General features: G+C 66.8%; 10 protein-coding genes. 6 read left to right on the top strand and 4 right to left on the bottom strand.

The annotated features are described in order from the left end of the window. Positions 1-4: 4 nt before the first annotated feature. From DIZ26_RS35485 to DIZ26_RS38065, 3 genes are read left to right on the top strand one after another with little or no spacing between them, the layout of a single operon-like run. Complete coding sequence (locus tag DIZ26_RS35485; protein ID WP_232828895.1) at positions 5-2,845, top strand: rhamnogalacturonan lyase family protein; 2,841 nt, start codon at positions 5-7, stop codon at positions 2,843-2,845. A gap of 1 nt (position 2,846) precedes the next feature. Next, on the top strand, positions 2,847-4,742 hold the full coding sequence (locus DIZ26_RS35490) for a glycosyl hydrolase 53 family protein (RefSeq protein WP_112248948.1): 1,896 nt from the start codon (positions 2,847-2,849) through the stop codon (positions 4,740-4,742). Further along, complete coding sequence (locus DIZ26_RS38065; protein ID WP_198676460.1) at positions 4,739-6,556, top strand: GDSL-type esterase/lipase family protein; 1,818 nt, start codon at positions 4,739-4,741, stop codon at positions 6,554-6,556. The genes DIZ26_RS35490 and DIZ26_RS38065 overlap by 4 nt, the downstream gene beginning before the upstream one ends. Before the next feature lie 75 nt (positions 6,557-6,631). Here the strand turns inward: DIZ26_RS38065 and DIZ26_RS35505 are convergent, their stop codons facing one another. Together DIZ26_RS35505 and DIZ26_RS35510 are read right to left on the bottom strand one after the other, a co-directional pair. Further along, positions 6,632-7,840: a glycoside hydrolase family 5 protein gene (locus tag DIZ26_RS35505; RefSeq protein WP_112248949.1), complete on the bottom strand. Its 1,209-nt coding sequence runs from the start codon at positions 7,838-7,840 to the stop codon at positions 6,632-6,634. 154 nt (positions 7,841-7,994) lie between these two features. Further along, positions 7,995-9,470 (bottom strand): glycoside hydrolase, encoded by a 1,476-nt coding sequence (locus tag DIZ26_RS35510; RefSeq protein ID WP_112248950.1) that lies wholly within the window; start codon positions 9,468-9,470, stop codon positions 7,995-7,997. A gap of 293 nt (positions 9,471-9,763) precedes the next feature. On the opposite strand from DIZ26_RS35510, the gene DIZ26_RS35515 reads away from it, so the two are divergent. The 3 genes from DIZ26_RS35515 to DIZ26_RS35525 all read left to right on the top strand — a co-directional run bounded on the left by DIZ26_RS35515 (position 9,764) and on the right by DIZ26_RS35525 (position 13,776). After that, positions 9,764-11,098: a right-handed parallel beta-helix repeat-containing protein gene (locus DIZ26_RS35515; RefSeq protein WP_198676461.1), complete on the top strand. Its 1,335-nt coding sequence runs from the start codon at positions 9,764-9,766 to the stop codon at positions 11,096-11,098. A 45-nt stretch (positions 11,099-11,143) separates the two neighbouring features. Next, a complete protein-coding gene (locus DIZ26_RS35520) occupies positions 11,144-12,649 on the top strand; it encodes a family 43 glycosylhydrolase (protein ID WP_198676462.1) in 1,506 nt (501 codons plus the stop codon). A 98-nt stretch (positions 12,650-12,747) separates the two neighbouring features. Then, on the top strand, positions 12,748-13,776 hold the full coding sequence (locus DIZ26_RS35525) for a LacI family DNA-binding transcriptional regulator (RefSeq protein WP_112248953.1): 1,029 nt from the start codon (positions 12,748-12,750) through the stop codon (positions 13,774-13,776). A gap of 29 nt (positions 13,777-13,805) precedes the next feature. Here DIZ26_RS35525 and DIZ26_RS35530 read toward each other — a convergent pair whose 3' ends face one another. Next, positions 13,806-14,816, bottom strand: a complete 1,011-nt coding sequence (locus DIZ26_RS35530) for a LacI family DNA-binding transcriptional regulator (protein WP_198676463.1) — start codon at positions 14,814-14,816, stop codon at positions 13,806-13,808. A gap of 2 nt (positions 14,817-14,818) precedes the next feature. After that, entirely contained in the window at positions 14,819-16,861 is a 2,043-nt protein-coding gene (locus DIZ26_RS35535; protein ID WP_112248955.1) for a beta-galactosidase, read from the bottom strand. Between the last annotated feature and the right edge of the window lie 164 nt (positions 16,862-17,025).

Consider the following 17,025-nt stretch of genomic DNA (forward strand, 5'->3'; position numbering starts at 1 on the left):
AGCCATGAAACTCACTCGCATCATGATCCTCACCTCGGCGCTGACGACGGCCGCCCTCGGTCCGCTGCCGGGCGTGGCCGCACCGACAGCTCAGACGGCACCGGCAGCGCTGCCGGCGGGGTGTTCGGGAACAGCGCCGATCCGCTGTCACTACGATGTTGCCCCCGGCAACTACGACGTCACCGTCGATCTCGGTTCCTCGACCCGGGCGGCCAACACCGCCATGTGGGTGGAGGCGCGCCGGCAGGTGCTGACGGCGGTCTCGACCAATGCGGGCCAGGTGGTCCGCAGTACGTCGACAGTCAACGTTCGAAACCCTGAAGGTCAGCCCACCGGTCAGGGTGGAACCGGCACGTCGGGCTTGAGCATCACCTTCGACGGCACGGCGCCCGCGATCGGCTCGCTGACAGTGAAGCCGGCCGTTTCTCCACTGGTCGTGTACCTTGCCGGCGACTCGACCGTCTGTGATCAGCCGACCGCGCCGTACACCGGCTGGGGTCAGCGTCTGCCGACCAGCATTCGCAACGGCGCCGTGGTCGCGAACTACGCCGACTCCGGCGAGAGCTCGGGCAGCTTCCTGGCCAACAGTGCGCTGTTCCCGAAGCTGAAGCCGCTTATCAAGAGCAAGGACCTGGTCCTGATCCAGTTCGGGCACAACGACAAGGACACCACCGCGACCACCTTCCGGGACAACCTCACCAAGATGGTCAACGGCGTCCGCGAGCGCGGCGGGTCGCCGGTGCTGGTGACACCGCCGGTACGCCGGTTGTTCAGCGGCACCAAGCTGACCTCTACCGCGTTGCACGTCAACAGTCGCGGCGTGGACCTGCCCGCGGTGATCCGGGCGCTCGGCAAGGCCGCGAACGTCCCGGTGATCGACCTGACCGCGAAGACCAAGACGCTCGTCGAATCACTGGGCCCGACAGCATCCCAGCAGCTGTACCTCACCAGAGAAGCGGGCGACAACACCCACTTCTCCGTGAACGGCGCAACGCAGATCGCCGGCCTCGTCGTCCAAAGCGTCCGCGAACTCAACCTCTCGCTGGTCGGCTACCTGCGCCCGAACGCCCTCGCGACCGCACCTGCGGTCACTGCTCAACCGGCGAAACCTCAACTGGAGAAGCTGAATCGCGGTGTGATCAACGTGCACACGGCGAAGGGGAACCGGGTGAGCTGGCGGCTGCTCGCCGACGACCCGGCCGGTGTCGCTTTCAACGTCTACCGCGATGGCGTCTTGCTGACCAAGACACCGGTCACCGGTCCGACCAGCTACCAGGACGCGGCCGGCGCCGCGGACGCGAAGTACGCCGTACGGGCGGTGGTTGGTGGCGTCGAGCGGCAGGCGAAGTCTGCTGGTGACGATTCGCTGACCCTGAACAGCGTTGCCGGTGCTACTGCCAGCAGCCGGGACGTGCCGTTGCAGATCCCGGCCGGCGGCACAACACCGTCCGGCGAGAGCTACACCTACACCGCCAACGACACGAGCGTCGGCGACCTGGATGGTGACGGCGAATACGAGATCGTTGTGAAGTGGGACCCGACCAATGCCCACGACAACTCGCAGGCCGGCTACACCGGCAACGTTTACTTGGACGCGTACAAGCTGAACGGGACGCGGCTGTGGCGGATCGACCTCGGCCGCAACATCCGGGCCGGTGCGCACTACACCCAGTTCCAGGTCTACGACTACGACGGCGACGGCCGCGCTGAGGTCGCCGTGAAGACCGGCGACGGCACGAAGTCCGGTACTGGGCAGGTGATCGGCAATGCAAGCGCTGACCACCGCAACTCGTCCGGCTACATCCTCAGCGGACCGGAGTTCTTGTCGGTCTTCCGCGGTACGGACGGTGCAGTGCTCGCGACCGCGAACTACCAGCCGCCGCGTGGGACCGTGTCGGCGTGGGGCGACAGCTATGGCAACCGGGTCGACCGCTTCCTGGCAGCCACCGCCTACCTCGACGGCTCGCGACCCAGCATCATCATGGCCCGCGGTTACTACACCCGTTCCGTCATCACCGCCTGGGACTTCCGCAACGGCGCGCTGACCCAGCGCTGGATCTTCGACTCCAACACCGCGGGCAGTCAGTGGACCGGCAAGGGCAATCACAACCTGTCCATCGCCGACGTGGATTCCGACGGCCGCGACGAAGTGCTGTACGGCTCGATGGCGATCGATGACAACGGCAAGGGACTGTGGCAGAACAACACCCATCACGGCGACGCGTACCACGTCGGCGACTTCATCCCGTCCCGTCCGGGGCTGGAGGTTTTCAAGCCTTCGGAGACGACCAGCGAGGTGGCGCACTGGATGGGTGACGCCCGCACCGGCCAGATCCTGTGGAGTGCTCCGTCGTGTGGTTGCGACAACGGGCGCGCCGTGGCCGAGGACATCTGGGCGGGCAACCCGGGCGCGGAAGCCTGGTCCGCCGCGGTCGGCGGCCTGCGCAGTGCCACCAACGGAAGCCAGGTCGCGGCCCGCAAGCCGGGCTCCACCAACTTCGTCATCTGGTGGGACGGCGACGCCCAGCGCGAACTGCTCGACGGCACCCACATCGACAAGTACGGCACGGGTGGCGACACCCGGCTGCTCACCGGCTCCGACGTCGTCGCCAACAACGGCACGAAGTCGACGCCCGCGCTGTCGGCCGACCTGTTCGGCGACTGGCGGGAGGAAGTGATCTGGCGTACGTCGGACAACCGCGCACTGCGGATCTACTCCACCACCGACAGCACGAGCATCAGTCACCCGTCGCTGATGCAGGACCGTCAGTACCGCCTGGCCGTCGCCTGGCAGAACACCGGCTACAACCAGCCCCCGCACCCGAGCTTCGCGATGGGCCGCTGACATGGGTAGCAGACAGAAGGCCGCGGCGGCCGTGACCGGATTCGCCATCGTGCTGGGTGCGACGCAGATGCCTGCCTGCCCAGCGCAGGCCGTCGCCGGTACCGCGGACATCCATCCGATCGAGAGCAATGTCGCGGCGAAGTTCTGGGCCTCGGCCACCGCGACCAGCAACTCGTCCACGGCCAGGCAGGCCGTCGACGGCGATCCAGCCACCTCCTGGTTCGCCGACGCACCGGGCCCGCAACGTGTGACCGTCGACCTCGGCGGCGCCTACGACAACCTGCGCAAGGTGCGCGTCGTCTTCGCTGACCCAGGCGTCCACCGGTACGTCGTCGAGGCGTCGTCCGACGGCCGCCGGTGGACCCGGATCGCCGACCGGTCGCACAGCCGCGTCCGGTCGCGGGGAGCCGTGGAGCTGTTCACCCGGCCACGCACCCGCTTCGTCCGGCTCGCGGTCGACCCGCTGCCCGGTGGCGCGAAGGTCGGTGTCAGCGAACTCCAGGTCTTCAACTACCTGCGCGACGATCTCGTTCTCGGCGCCGACCTGTCCTCGGTGGACGACTTCCAGACCCGGGACTACTGGGTCGACCCGCTCGGCGCCGACCGTGGCGCCGGTCCGCGACTCCTCGACGTCGCCAAGGATCGCGGCATGCAGTTCGCCCGGCTCCGGATCTGGAACGAACCGCGGGCCGAGAGCACCGGCCAACCGACCGCGGTCCCGCGCCAGGGCCCGGATCGTTCGCTGGAATCAGCTCGGTGGGTCAAGCAGCGGGGGATGGGGCTCGGTATCGACTTCCACTACGCCGACTCCTGGGCTGACCCGAGTAAGCAGCCCAAACCACGAGCCTGGGCCCAGCTGGACTTCAACGACCTCAATCGTTCCGTCTACGACTTCACGGCCGGCTACCTGCGCCGGCTGGTGAAGCAGGGCACCGCCCCCGATAAGGTTGCTGTTGGCAACGAGATCATCAACGGCTTCCTGTACGGGAGCGAAGCCGCCACCATAGGTACGACGAGTCCGCCGTACTTCGTCGACCAGGCCGCGATCTACCAGTCGAAGCCCGGCGGTGGTCTGCTCTGGCAGTACTGGGGGTCGACTGATCCCACCGAGCAGCGGCTTTACAACGAGTCCTGGGACCGGTTCACCACGCTGGCGGCCTCCGGGATCAAAGCCGTCCGGGACGCGTCGCCGCGGAGCAAGGTGGAGATCCATGTCGTCGTCGACAAGGGGCGGCTGGCCAAGACGATGGAGTTCTGGCACCAGTTCCTGACTCGCGTGAAGGTGAAGGGCCAGCACCCCGACGTCCTGGCGATCTCCTACTACCCGCAGTGGCACGGCACGCTCGAGGACCTCGAGGTGAATCTGCATACGATGGCGACCACCTACCCGCAGTACGAGCTCGAGGTCGCCGAGACCGCCTACCCCGCGTCGGGCGGCGACACGCCACAGCCGAACTCACCGTTCCCGCAGACCGTCCAGGGCCAGGCGGACGCGATCCAGCGGGTCTTCCAGGCGGCCAACGACGTCGTCGGGAACCGGGGGAGCGGCGTCCTGACCTGGGAGCCCGCGAGCTACCAGGCCATGTTCCGCGCGGTGCCCGGCCTGCCGAACACCTGGGAACCGTACGCGTCGATCAACGTGTACAACGCGAGCCGAGCCACGCACGTTCTCGAAGACACCGTATACGCCACCACCGTCGTCGGCGCCCCGCCGGCGCTGCCTGCCACCGTGCGGGTTCTCACCATCGCCGACAGCTTGCTCACCGACGTCGCCGTGCGCTGGCAGGCGTTGCCACCCGGCGCCACCGATGCTCCGGGCCAGGTGACGGTCTCCGGTGTGACCGACCACGGACCGGTGACCGCCGTCGTCGACATCGTCAAGGGAGAGCACCGATGAAACTCAGAACGGCCTTCGTCGCCGTCACCCTGATCACCGGAATGGGCATCATGCCGCCCGCAGCAGCGCAGTCGACGGCGAACCCGGCGGCGGCCGAAACCGTTGCGGCAGGCAACGGGCGGCCGGATGACTCGAACCTGCAGTACTACGGGCGCTGGAACAAGTCGAATACGTCCTGGTACTCGATGGGCTGGGCCGGCGGGTATGTCGAGACTGGCTTCACCGGCAGCTCCATCGGAGTACGGCAACGCAACACGATCGACCTGTACTACTCCATCGACCACAAGCCGCTGCAGTGGCGGCGCAACGTCTCCGGCACGATCACCCTCGCCACCGGCCTGGCGGGAACCTCGCACACGATCCGGATCGGCTATCGAGAGCGGGCCGGCTCCTACACCGGCGACCCGGTCTTCGGTGGACTCGTGCTGGCCGGCGGCGGACAGACCGTACCGATCAGCAGGCCGCCGAAACTCGTCGAGTTCATCGGCGACTCGATCACCGTCGGTCAGCCGAATGCCAACCGGCCATTCACCGCATACCCATGGCTCACCGGGGAGGCGCTGAAGGCGGGCCACACCCAGGTGGCGCAAGGTGGCGCCTGCCTGGTCAGCCAGGACTGCTACGGAATGATGGACTGGTTCCGCCGGTCCTCGGCCTGGGTGAGCTCCGACGACTGGAACTTCTCCACCTATCAGGCGTCCGCGGTCGTGATCAACCTCGGCACCAACGACGTCGGGCACGGCGTCTCGACGACGAAGTTCAACCAGAGCTACGTCGTCATGCTCGAACGGGTCCGGCGCGCCTATCCCAGCGCGCAGATCTTTGCCATGGGCACCTTCCGCAACCGCTACGTGCCCGAGACCCGCAATGCCGTCGCGACCCGTGTCGCGGCCGGCGACTCCAAGGTCGACTTCGTCGACACCACGGGGTGGATCAATCCGGCCACCGACACCAGTGACAACGTCCATCCCACCGAAGCCGGTCACGTGAAGATCTCACAGCGGCTGACCCCGATTCTGGCCGGCTATCTCAAACTCGATCAGGCGCAGTGCGCTCCATCGACGACAGCCACCGCGGCGACGACAGCGCAAGCACCGGTCACCGTGTGGATGGCCGGCGACTCCACCATGGCAGCACCCGCGGGAGGCGCGGTCTGTCCGGTCGGGTGGGGGAGCCAGTTCGCCCAGTACTTCAACACCAACGTCACCATCAAGAACAACGCCGTCGCCGGCCGCAGCATCCAGACCTGGTTGTACGACCCGAATGTCACCACCAGGAAGAACTCGGCCGGGGAGTGTGTGGTCAGTCCGGCCACCTACTCGTCCCGCTGGCGGTCCATGCTGGATGCGACGAACGGCATGAAGGCCGGCGACTACCTGGTCATCCAGTTCGGAATCAACGACGGGGACCCCAACTGCCCACGGCATGTGGGTTCGGCGCGCTACCGGGAACTGCTCGGCGTGATGGCAGCCGCTGCCAAGGCCCGCGGTGCACATCCGATCCTGCTCACCCCGGTCGCCGCGATCACCTGCTCCGGCAGTACGGCGGTGGGCAACCGCGGATTCATCAGTGAGACGAACTCCGCCGCCAGTGCCAATCAGGTGCCGGTCATTGACCTGCACAGGCTCAGCTACACGCTCTACAACGCGCTGCACTTCTGCCCGAACAACGGCGACTACAGGTCGGGGCCGGTGGGTGCGTTCTTCTGCAACGACCACACCCACTTCGAGGCGGCAGGTGCGCGGCAGATCGCCGGTGTCGTCGCCAAAGCCCTGCGAGACCAGCAGATTCCGCTCTCCGCTTACCTGAAATAGGGTTTACGCAAGGCTGAAATCAACGAGCCCCGCCTGCAACAGCAGGCGGGGCTCGTTCAGGTTCGTGCTGGGGTGCTAGCTACCCGATCCGCTTCTGATGGCGTCGATGATGCCCTGCTGGGTGACTGTGTTCGAGGTGCGGTTGAACAGGCCGAACCCGTACTGCCCGTTCGCGCCGTTGTCCCAGTAGACGGTGGCCGCGCCGTACTTCTTCGCGGTAGCGGTGATGGCTCGCGCGAAGTCCGCGCGGTACCGGTTGTTTGATCCGTCGTACGACGTTTTGTCGATCGCGCCGTATTCGCCGACGACCACCGGATACCCGTGGCTGCCGAACTTGTCGTACATCGCCTTCAATTGCGCGTCGAGGTAGTCTTCCTGCCCCCAGGTCGACCTCTTGGCCGGGTTGGTGGCGTTGCGGCCCCATTGGGTGATGTTGCCGCTTTCTTCGCCGGCGAAGTCCCAGGGCGCGTAGTAATGCACGGAGATCATGATGCGCTGCTCGGTGCTGGGGATGCTGGAAGACCGATACTGATCGGTCGGCAGCTTGAAGCCGTAGTTCCCCGCGGTGTAGTCGATGTTGGTGTTCCAGCCCGGGACCAGCAGCCATCTCGCATTGTTGTTGCCGCCGGTTTTCCGGACGGTGTCGACGAAGAGCTGGTTGTAGGCATTGATGTTGGAGTAGCACGGCTGGGTCGGGTTGCCGTACTGGCCGTCGAATTCCTCGTTCATCGACTCGAAGATCAAGCGCTGATCGTAGCCCTGGAACCGGTACGCGATCTGTTGCCACACCTTCGTGTATTTGGCCTTGATCGTCGTCTGATCGGCGGCGTCGCAGATCAACCACGACCCGGTGACGGACTTGTACCCGTCGCCGTGCAAGTTGATCATGACGTGCATGCCACGGTAGTAGGCGTAGTTGACGACTTGCTGGACCCTGTTCAGCCAGGCTGAGTTGATCGCGTAGTTCGGGCCGGCACCGATGTTCTTCAGATAGGAGACCGGGATCCGGATCGACTTGAAACCGGCCGCCTGCACCTTGTCGATCAACGCCTGCGTCACGGTCGGATTACCCCAGGCCGTTTCACTGGGATAGCCGTTGGAGTTGGCCTCCAGTTGATTGCCGAGGTTCCAGCCGGCGCCCAGATCGGCGACGATCTGCGAAGCGCTCGACGTCTGTGCGCTGGTGCCGGCGGCTGCCTTGTCCGTCAACGCAGGCACCGCTACGGCGGTCGCCAGGACGGCGGCAAGGACGGCGACTCTGATCTTTGCTGTTCTCGAACCCATGCGAGTGCTCACTTCCTGGGGCAGTGGTGGAAGCGTCGAAGCGCTTCGACCAGTGGGGGCGGATAGTGCTGGAAGAGCCGATCGGGTTGGCCCGGATCTTAAGCAGGCCCGTGTCCCGCTGACAAGACCTCAACAGCTCCGGCTGATCAGCGGCTTACCGGACCACTCCGTCCACCTGGATCGTCTGTACTGCGCCTGCCGCGAACGGCACTCGGAGAAGTTCGCCGCTCACGGTGATGTCTTGTCGGCGGGTGTAGCGATCTCCGGATCCTGAGGTGAGCGTGGACCAGCGAGTGGCCGTGCCGTTCGGAACCGTGCCGAACGGCGAGAGGTCGAACGTCAAGGTCTGCGCCGCGCCGTTGTTGGCGGCAACGATTACCAGTTGCCGAGCGGCCGGGTCGTGCGCCGCGACCGCGTAGTCCACGCCGGTGTTGATGATGCGCATCCCGGACCGGATGTGCCGGGTGAACTGGGCCACGACGTACAGCTTCGTCTCCACGGCGCCCGGCTGGCCTGAGCTACCGTCGTACCGGATGGTGCCCCAGCCTGCGCTGGGGTCCATCACCTGCCAGTAGCACCACGCCGTCTGCTTCAGCCAGCGGAAGTCCATCAGCAGGCAACGGGCCGTCATCATGCCGCTGCCGTCGTTGTCGCCGTGCTCGGAGTTCCACAAACCCTTGCCTGCGGCACGGACATCGTCACCGAGCAGATCGCGACGACCGCTCAAGCCCTGGTAGCCGTGCACGTTGACCCGGCCGACCAAGCCTTTGGTCGTCGAGTCGAAGCTGTTCCAGGTGGTCCGGGCGAGGTCGTAGTTCGTCTCGTCGGATGCCGAGATCGCTGTGCCCGTCAGGCCGAGCCGGTCCAGTTCGGTGCGGAGGTTGGCGATCACGCTGCGCTGGGTCGTGGCGTCGATGTGGCAGCCTTCCTGCGTGCCGTCCGCCTTCCACCAGCTCGACGACGGCTCGTTGAACGCGTCCACCGTCCGGAAGGTGACGCCCCACTGGTCACGGGCGTGGCGGGCGGTGGTGGCCAGGTGCAGCGCGTGCTGGCGGTAGTTCCAGGTCTGGAGGTTGTTGCCGCCGTCCGCCGCGCCGGACGGGTTGTGGTTCGAGCACATCCACCACATCGGCGAGTTGGCGAACAGTTCGCTGATGGCGCCGCGCTGGGTAGCCTTGACCAGCATCGCGCGCTGCTTGGCGTCGGCGTTCCAGTTCCAGGCCGAGGACGCCGGGTCCTCGTTGCGCCAGTCCTGCCAGAAACCCTCGATCTGCTTGAACCGCGGGATGTTGGGTGAGGCAACCATGCTCGCACCGTCGACCTGGTTCCAGCTGCTCGCGCCGAGGTTGTAGCGGGCGATGTTCAGGCCGAGACCGGGCAGCGAGGTCCCGTTGTAGCTGACCGTCTTGGTGGTGAAGAACAGGTCGGCGAAGTCGTCGCGGTCGCCGAACACATTCGCCCACCAGGCCAGCGACGTACCCCAGCCTTCCCAGCTGCCCTGGTCGGCGGCGGGGTCGACGCGCACGGTCGCGTCCGCTTGTGCTGGGCCGGTAGTGAGTACGCCGCTCGCGGCTGCGACGCCGGCCGCGGCGAGCAGGGTTCGACGGTGGATCTTTGCTGGTGAGTCCATGGGGCGGTCTCCTCGCTGAAAGGGGGCGGGCACAGCGCCGCGGGGACGCGCCACAGTGTCGACGCCGTCCCCGGGTGGAGTGTGACTCACCATCGCAGCCGGTGGCACGGTCCGCTGTCAATGCTGCGATCGCAAACGTTCAGAGTCGATCAGATCCGAAGGCAATGGCCTGTGCACGCTCCCAGAAAGCTGCCGACGCGATCTTGCAATCGCCTTCGACATGCGCTTCCATCCTTAGCTAGAACGCTGAGTAGCCGCCTGTGTACGTTCACATGAAGACTTGGAGTGAGGACATGACACCCATGATTCTGGTGCGCGCTCTGGTGGCTTCGGCGGTCGCAGTGACGGCTGTCGCCGTCCTCGGCAGCGCGCCGGCCGCGGGGAGCGCCGCGGCCGGCAAGGTGTACTACGTTGCCCCGACCGGCAGCGACAGCGCGACCGGGACCCAGACCGCCCCCTGGGCCTCGATCGCTCACGCGCAGACCGTGGCCCAGCCGGGGGACACCGTCTACCTCCGCGGCGGCACCTATACCTACACGCGGGCGAACCGTGGGTGCAGCAGCGGGACCGACCGGGTGGACGCGATCACCCTGAACAAGAGCGGTAGCTCCGGTAACCCGATCCGCTACTGGGCAGCGCCGGGGGAGACGCCCGTCTTCGACTTCTCCAGGGTGAGCGACAACTGCCGGATCAAGGGATTCGATGTCACCGGCAACTGGATCCACCTCAAAGGCCTCGAGGTCAAGGGCGTGCCGCAGAACAACAACCTGAACCACGAGTCGTGGGGTATCTGGATCTCGGGCAGCAACAACGTCTTCGAGCTGATCAACGCCCACCACAACATGGGACCAGGGCTGTTCATCCAGGACGGCGGCGGCAACCTGGTCCTGAACTCCGACTCGCACGACAGCTACGACCCGCGGACCTCCAACGGAGCAGGTGAAAGCGCCGACGGCTTCGGTGCGCACATCTCGGCCGACCATCCCGGGAACGTCTTCCGCGGCTGCCGCGCGTGGTGGAACTCCGACGACGGCTTCGACCTGATCAACGCCTTCTCCTCGGTCACGATCGAGAACTCGTGGGCCTGGCGCAACGGCTACCTGCCGGGCACCACGACGGCGTCCGGCAACGGGAACGGCTTCAAGATGGGCGGCTACGGCGGCAAGTACGTGAGCAACGGAGCCATGCACACCGTCCGCTTCTCGGTGGCGTTCAACAACCGTACGGCGGGGTTCTACGCGAACCACCACACCCTGGCCAACGACTACTTCGACAACACCAGCTACAGCAACCATCCCGACTTCAACATGCTCGGCATCACGTCGAGCGGCGCGGCGACAGGCAGGGGCAACCTGCGCAACAACCTCGCCTACGCGGGCACCCTGCTGTCCAACATGTCCGGCACGAACGCGGCGTACAACTCCTGGAATCTGAACGTCGGACTGTCCGACGCGCAGTTCCAGAGTGTCTCCACGTCCGGTTGGGACGCGCCTCGCCAGGCCGACGGCAGCTTGCCGGTCCGGCCGAATCTCCGTCTCGCCGCCAACAGCAGTCTGATCGACAAGGGCACCAGCGTCGGTCTGCCTTACAAGGGACAAGCACCGGACCTCGGTGCTTTCGAATCCTGATCGGACGACCCGCCCCAGAACACCGTCCACAACGGAGGATCTGCAATGCTGAGAAGAATTTCCAGACGAGCCATCGCCGCGATGGCGTTACCCCTTGCGGTGACCTTGGCGTCGGCCGGCGGCGCCGCTGCCACCGCGGCGCCCCGCGTCCAGGCAACCGCCACCATTCAGAATGACGTGTTCTGGAAGGACACCGCCGGGAACCCGATCTATTCCCAAGGCGGCGGTGTGCTGAAGGTCGGCAGTACCTACTACTGGTACGGCGTGAAGTACGGCGGCGCGGTCAGCTACTACAACAACCCGGCCGGCGGGAAGAACAGCAACACCTCCTTCAACGCGATCACCATCTATTCGTCCACCGACCTGGCGAACTGGAAGTTCGAGGGCAACGCGATGACGACCGCCGACGTGAACGGCGGCTGGATCGGCCGGGTGGGAGTTTCGCGCAACCCCACCACCGGCAAGTACGTGCTGGTCTCCCAACTCGACAGTGGGCTCGTGTTCGCCACCAGCAGTACGCCGAACGGCCACTTCGCCAAGGCCGGCACCCAGTCGAGCATCACGAACGTCTCCACCGGCATGTCCGGCGACCAGTCGATCTTCACAGACGACGACGGCCGGGCGTACGTGATCTTCAGCAACAAGTCCGGCCGGTCCCACCTGTACGTGTCCCCGCTCCGAACGTCCGACTTCCTGCATGTCGAAGCCGCGAAGAACATCTACAACAGCTCGTCGGGCGGTCGTGAAGGCAACATCATGTTCAAGAACGCCGGGACGTACTACTTCTGTTCGTCCGACCTGCACGGCTGGAACGCCTCGCACACGTACTGCATCACCTCGAAGAACATCATGGGCCCGTATTCCTCGGAGTTCGTGATGCAGGGCACCGACGCCGACTTCTCGCACGTGACGCAGACCGGCCTGGCGTTCTCGGTGACCGGTTCGGCGGGATCGTTCGTCATGTTCGGCGGCGACCGGTGGAGCGACTTCGCCGGCAACGGCCTCGGCTACAACGACTGGGTGCCGGTCACCTTCAACGGGACGACTCCAGTCTTCCACTCGCTGAACCAGTGGAACGTCGACGCCGCCGCCGGAACCTGGTCGGTCGGCAGCGCCAACAACTACGTGCTGAACCCGAGCGCCGAGGCCGACCGGGTCGCGCAAAGCAACCTGGCCGGGTGGACAACCGTCGGTGGCGCGGTCAACAGCAACAAGCTCGGTGGCCACACCGGCCGCTGGGCGATCGCGCAGAGTTCGTCCTCGGCGTACAGCGCCAGCCGCTACCAGAACATCTCGGTGCCGAACGGGACCTACGCCTTGTCGGCCTGGGTCAAGAGCAGCGGCGGGCAGCGAAAGGCGACCGTGTTCGCCCGGAACTTCGGCGCGAGTGAGTTGAGCTCTTCGATCAACCGGTCGATCAGTGGCTGGACGAAGGTCACCATCGCCGGGATCACCGTGACGGACGGGTCGATCCAGGTCGGAGTACAGTCCGACGCCAACGCCGGCAACTGGGTGAACGTGGACGACTTCAGCCTGGTGAAGACCGGCTGACGGCGACCGTGCCAAAGGGGTCCGTCAGCGCGCGCTGACGGACCCCTCTGCCGTGCGGGCGGTAGAGTTCGGTCACCATCTGTTGCAGTTGAGGATCAATGACCGACACAGCGCCACGGCAGAAACGGCCGCCCACCATCCACGACGTCGCGGCCCAAGCGGGCGTCTCCCGCGGGACGGTTTCGCGCGTCCTGCAGGGCGGCCACAATGTCAGCCCGGCCAGCCATCAGGCGGTCGACGCCGCCATCCGCAAGCTGGGGTATGTGGTGAACCGCGCGGCCCGGAGCCTGGTGACCAGGCGCGCCGGGTCCGTCGCGTTCCTGCTGTCGGAGACGCACGAGAGGTTGTTCCAGGATCCCAACCTGGCCACCCTCCTGCGCGGCTGCACGACCGCCCTCGCCGCGCACGACATCCCGCTCGTCCTGATCGCGGCAGGCACCGAAGCGGAACGCCGGCGAATCGCTCCTTATCTGGCCGCCCATCAGGTCGACGGCGTCCTGCTGTTTACCTCGCACCGCGGTACGCCGATGATCGAGCTGCTCCAGCGGGCCCAGTTGCCGTTCGTGTGCTGCGGCAAGCCGCACGACCAGACCGGTGCGGTGTCCTACGTGGTCGCCGACGACCGCGAGGGCGCCCGGACGATGATGCGCCACCTGATCGACTCCGGCCGCCGGCGGATCGCGACCATCGCCGGCCCCGCCGACGGTCCTGGCGGAGCCGAGCGCCTGCACGGGTACCGCGAGGTGCTCGCCGAGCACGGTATCCGCTACAACAAGGCGCTGGTGGCGACCGGAGACTACAGCCGGGCGAGCGGCGAGTCCTGCATGCGGGAGCTGCTGGCCCGGGTGCCGGATCTGGACGCGGTGTTCGTCGCGTCGGACCTGATGGCCGAGGGTGCGTTGAGCGCGATCGAGCGGGCGGGGCTGAGTGTCCCGGGCGACATCGCCGTGGGCAGCTTCGACGACTCACCGGTTGCCACGGCCACCAACCCGCCGTTGACGACGATGCGGCAGCCGTGGCAGCGGATCAGCGACATGATGGTGCGCCAGTTGCTGGCCCAGATCGAAGGCGACGGCCCGGCCAGCGTCATCCTGCCCACCGAGCTGGTCGTCCGCGACTCCGCCTGACAACCCACAACACCCAGGACCGGCGAAGGTCAGGTCGAGTCGCGGACGACCAGCTCGGTGGGCAGGATGACAGCGGAGCGGCCGCCGGAGGTGATGCTGTCCTGGAGGAGGCGGACCATCTCGACGCTGACCCGGGCGAAGTCCTGCCGGATCGTGGTCAGCTGGGGAGTGGCGCTGACCGCGGCCTTGGAGTCGTCGAAGCCGCCGACCGCGACGTCCTCGGGGATCCGCTTGCCGGCCCGCTGGAGGACGGCGACTGCGCCCAGCGCCATCAGGTCGGAGCAGACGAAGACCGCGTCGAGATCCGGTGCCCGATGCAACAACTCCTCCATCGCGCGGGCGCCGGAGTCCTGCGTGTAATCCCCGTTGGCGACCAGTCGTGGGTCCGGTTCGCCCAGCACGTCCTGGTAGCCGGCCAGCCGGTCGACGCCGCCCGGTGTGTCGATCGGGCCGGTGATGATGGCGATCCGGCGACGACCGCGCGAGCGTAGGTGCTCCACGAGTTGCCGCGCCCCGTCGCGGTCGTCGGCGGCGACATACGAGATCTCGCGTTCGTGCCCGATGGGCCGGCCGGCTGCCACGATCGGCAGGCCACGGGTCCGCAGTTCGTTGATCAGCGGACTGCCGGCGTGTTCGGACACCAGCAACACGCCGTCGACGTGGCCGGCGGTGACCCAGCGACCGACCCGTTTGCGGTCTTCCTGGGTGCCCGCCACGGTGAGCAGCAGGGTGATGTCGCGCTCGGCCAGCGCCTGGGTGCAGCCCTTGAGCAGGATCGCGAAGTTGGGGTCCTCGAACAGCCGGTCCTGCGGATCGGACAGGATGAACGCGATCGAGTCGGACCGCTGGGTGACCAGGCTCCGGGCGTGCTGGTTCACGACGTACCCGGTCTTGCGGATCGCCCGCTGGACGGCGGTCAGCGCGTCGGGGGAGACGTAGTGGCCGCCGTTGAGCACTCGGGACACCGTGCCGCGGGAGACGCCGGCCACTTCGGCGACGTCTTCCATGGTCGGGCGCCGGGGCCCAGTGGAGGAACTCATGGTCACATTCTGCGTCGCGGTGACCGCAGGACCCGCACCCCACCCGCCGGTACGACGAGTTGCCCCACCGTCCGCGCTCCGGTGAGCAGTTCGTCGCCGTAGCCGGGCAACGCGACTTCGTGGTCGCCATGGTTGATCGCGACCAGGTACTCGTACTCCGGTCCGAGGCGGCGCACCACCTCGACGTTGTCGGGCAGCCCGCCGCATCGAGGCGCCGGAGGCAGGCCCGCCTCCCGCAGTACTGCGCTCAGGTCGTGCGCGGCGAGCCGGGTCGAGACATACCAGGCCACTCCCTTCCCATAGCGGTGGCGGGTCACCGCGGGACCGCCGGCCGCGGGGCCGTCGACGTACTCGCGGACCGCCTCGGCGCCATCGAGTACGACGTGCTCAGCCCAGACGTCCCCGATGGCGCCGTCGTCGAGCGTCACCTTGTCCTCTGAGCGCAGCGGCAGAAACTCCTCGACCGTCAATCCCAGCACGTCACGGAGGGCACCTGGATGACCGCCCGGATGCACCGCGTCGTACTGATCGACGATGCCGGAAAAGTACGAGACCACGAGCGTCCCGCCGTTGCGGACATAGGCGGCGAGATTCTCCGCCGCCTCGGCCGTCGTCAGGTAGAGACTCGGGACCAGGAGCGTTCCGTACTGCGAAAAGTCTCCTTCGGGGTCCACGAAGTCGGTGGTGAGGTGGCTGCGCCAGGTCGCTTCGTAGAACGCCCCAACCCGCTCCAGGTAGGACAGATCGACCGACGGCCGCCATTCAAGTTCGAGGGCCCACCAGGAGGCCCAGTCCCAGACCACGCCGACGTCGGCGACGACCCGGGTGCCGCGCAGCTCTTCGAGTCTGGCCAGGTCCTCGCCGAGCTCACAGACCTCCTGCCAGACGCGGGTCCGCGTGCCGCCATGAGGCACCATCGCCGAGTGGAACTTCTCGCCGCCGAAGCGGGAGGCCCGCCACTGGAAGAAGAGGGCGGACTCGGCGCCGCGGGCGAGATGGCCGAGGCTGTTGCGGCGCAGTTCTCCGGGGCGCTTCGCGACGTTGCGCGGTTGCCAGTTCACCGCACTGGTCGAGTGTTCCATCAGCATCCAGCCACGGCCGCCGGCGACCGAGCGGGTCAGGTCGGCCGACATCGCGAGCTCGATGTGGCCGTCGGGCCGGTCGGCGTACAGGTAGTGGTCGTTGGCAACGACATCGACCTCAGCGGCCCAGCGGCGGTAGTCGATCCACTTGCAGTTGTTGATCATGAAGTTGGTCGTCACCGGTACGCCGGGGGCGAGCCGGTGCACGATGTTGCGCTCGGCAACGAAGTTGTCAAGGTGGGCGTCGGAGCTGAACCGGAAGAAGTCCAGTTGGTGGGCCGGGTTGACAGCCATCGGCGCCGCGAGCGGCGGTTCGATCTCGGCCCAGTCGCTGTAGACCTGTCCCCAGAAGATCGTTCCCCAGGCCTCGTTGAGATCGGCGAGCCGGCCGTAGCGGCGGCGTAGCCAGGCCCGGAAGGCGGTCGCCGAGGTCTCGCAGTAGCAGTGGGTGTTCGCTCCGCCGTACTCGTTGTGGATATGCCACATCGTCACCGCCGGGTGGCCCGCGTAGTGGGTGGCGAGTCGTTCAGTGACGGCGGTGGCGGCCTGCCGATAGGCGAGCGAGTTCGGGCAGAAGGCCTGCCGGCCGCCCGTGCCGAGGACGCGGCCGTCGCGGTCGACGATGCGGGCCGCCGGGTTCCGGTGGAAGAACCAGGGTGGCGGGGCCGCGGTCGGGGTGGCCAGGTCGACGGCGATGCCGGCGTCGTGCAGCAGGTCGATCACCCGGTCCAGCCAGCCGAAGTCGAAGCTCCCGGGGGTCGGTTCCAGCAGGGCCCAGGCGAAGATCCCGAGGTTGACGAGGTTGACGCCCGCCTCGCGCATCAGCGCGACGTCCGCGGGCCAGCTGTGCTCGGGCCACTGCTCGGGGTAGTAGTCACCGCCGAAGGCGATACCGCTCAGCTGCGGCAGGACGGGCTCGGCCCGGCCGGCCGATTCCGGGTGGACCGGTACAACGATGCTCATCGGCGGACGCCCAATCTGGGAGCGCGAACAGAAACAGCACACATCATGACACGGCCAGGTCGGAGCTTTCGGAGTATTGACAGGGATATATCGCACGCCGAGACTGTGAGCGCTCCCAGAAAGTGGGGCGGACCGGCCAAGGCTCGGTCCCGGTACCCAGGAGG

The sequence above is a fragment of the Kribbella monticola genome, assembly GCF_003261635.1.
GTDB classification, from domain to species: Bacteria; Actinomycetota; Actinomycetes; order Propionibacteriales; family Kribbellaceae; genus Kribbella; species Kribbella monticola.

Excerpts from the sequence above, each read along its gene's own strand:
- DIZ26_RS35490 (WP_112248948.1), top strand. The coding sequence starts at position 2,847 with ATGGGTAGCAGACAGAAGGCCGCGGCGGCCGTGACCGGATTCGCCATC.
- DIZ26_RS35535 (WP_112248955.1), bottom strand. The coding sequence starts at position 16,861 with ATGAGCATCGTTGTACCGGTCCACCCGGAATCGGCCGGCCGGGCCGAG.
- DIZ26_RS35515 (WP_198676461.1), top strand. The coding sequence starts at position 9,764 with ATGACACCCATGATTCTGGTGCGCGCTCTGGTGGCTTCGGCGGTCGCA.
- DIZ26_RS35525 (WP_112248953.1), top strand. The coding sequence starts at position 12,748 with ATGACCGACACAGCGCCACGGCAGAAACGGCCGCCCACCATCCACGAC.
- DIZ26_RS35530 (WP_198676463.1), bottom strand. The coding sequence starts at position 14,816 with ATGAGTTCCTCCACTGGGCCCCGGCGCCCGACCATGGAAGACGTCGCC.
- DIZ26_RS35520 (WP_198676462.1), top strand. The coding sequence starts at position 11,144 with ATGCTGAGAAGAATTTCCAGACGAGCCATCGCCGCGATGGCGTTACCC.
- DIZ26_RS35485 (WP_232828895.1), top strand. The coding sequence starts at position 5 with ATGAAACTCACTCGCATCATGATCCTCACCTCGGCGCTGACGACGGCC.
- DIZ26_RS35505 (WP_112248949.1), bottom strand. The coding sequence starts at position 7,840 with ATGGGTTCGAGAACAGCAAAGATCAGAGTCGCCGTCCTTGCCGCCGTC.
- DIZ26_RS35510 (WP_112248950.1), bottom strand. The coding sequence starts at position 9,470 with ATGGACTCACCAGCAAAGATCCACCGTCGAACCCTGCTCGCCGCGGCC.
- DIZ26_RS38065 (WP_198676460.1), top strand. The coding sequence starts at position 4,739 with ATGAAACTCAGAACGGCCTTCGTCGCCGTCACCCTGATCACCGGAATG.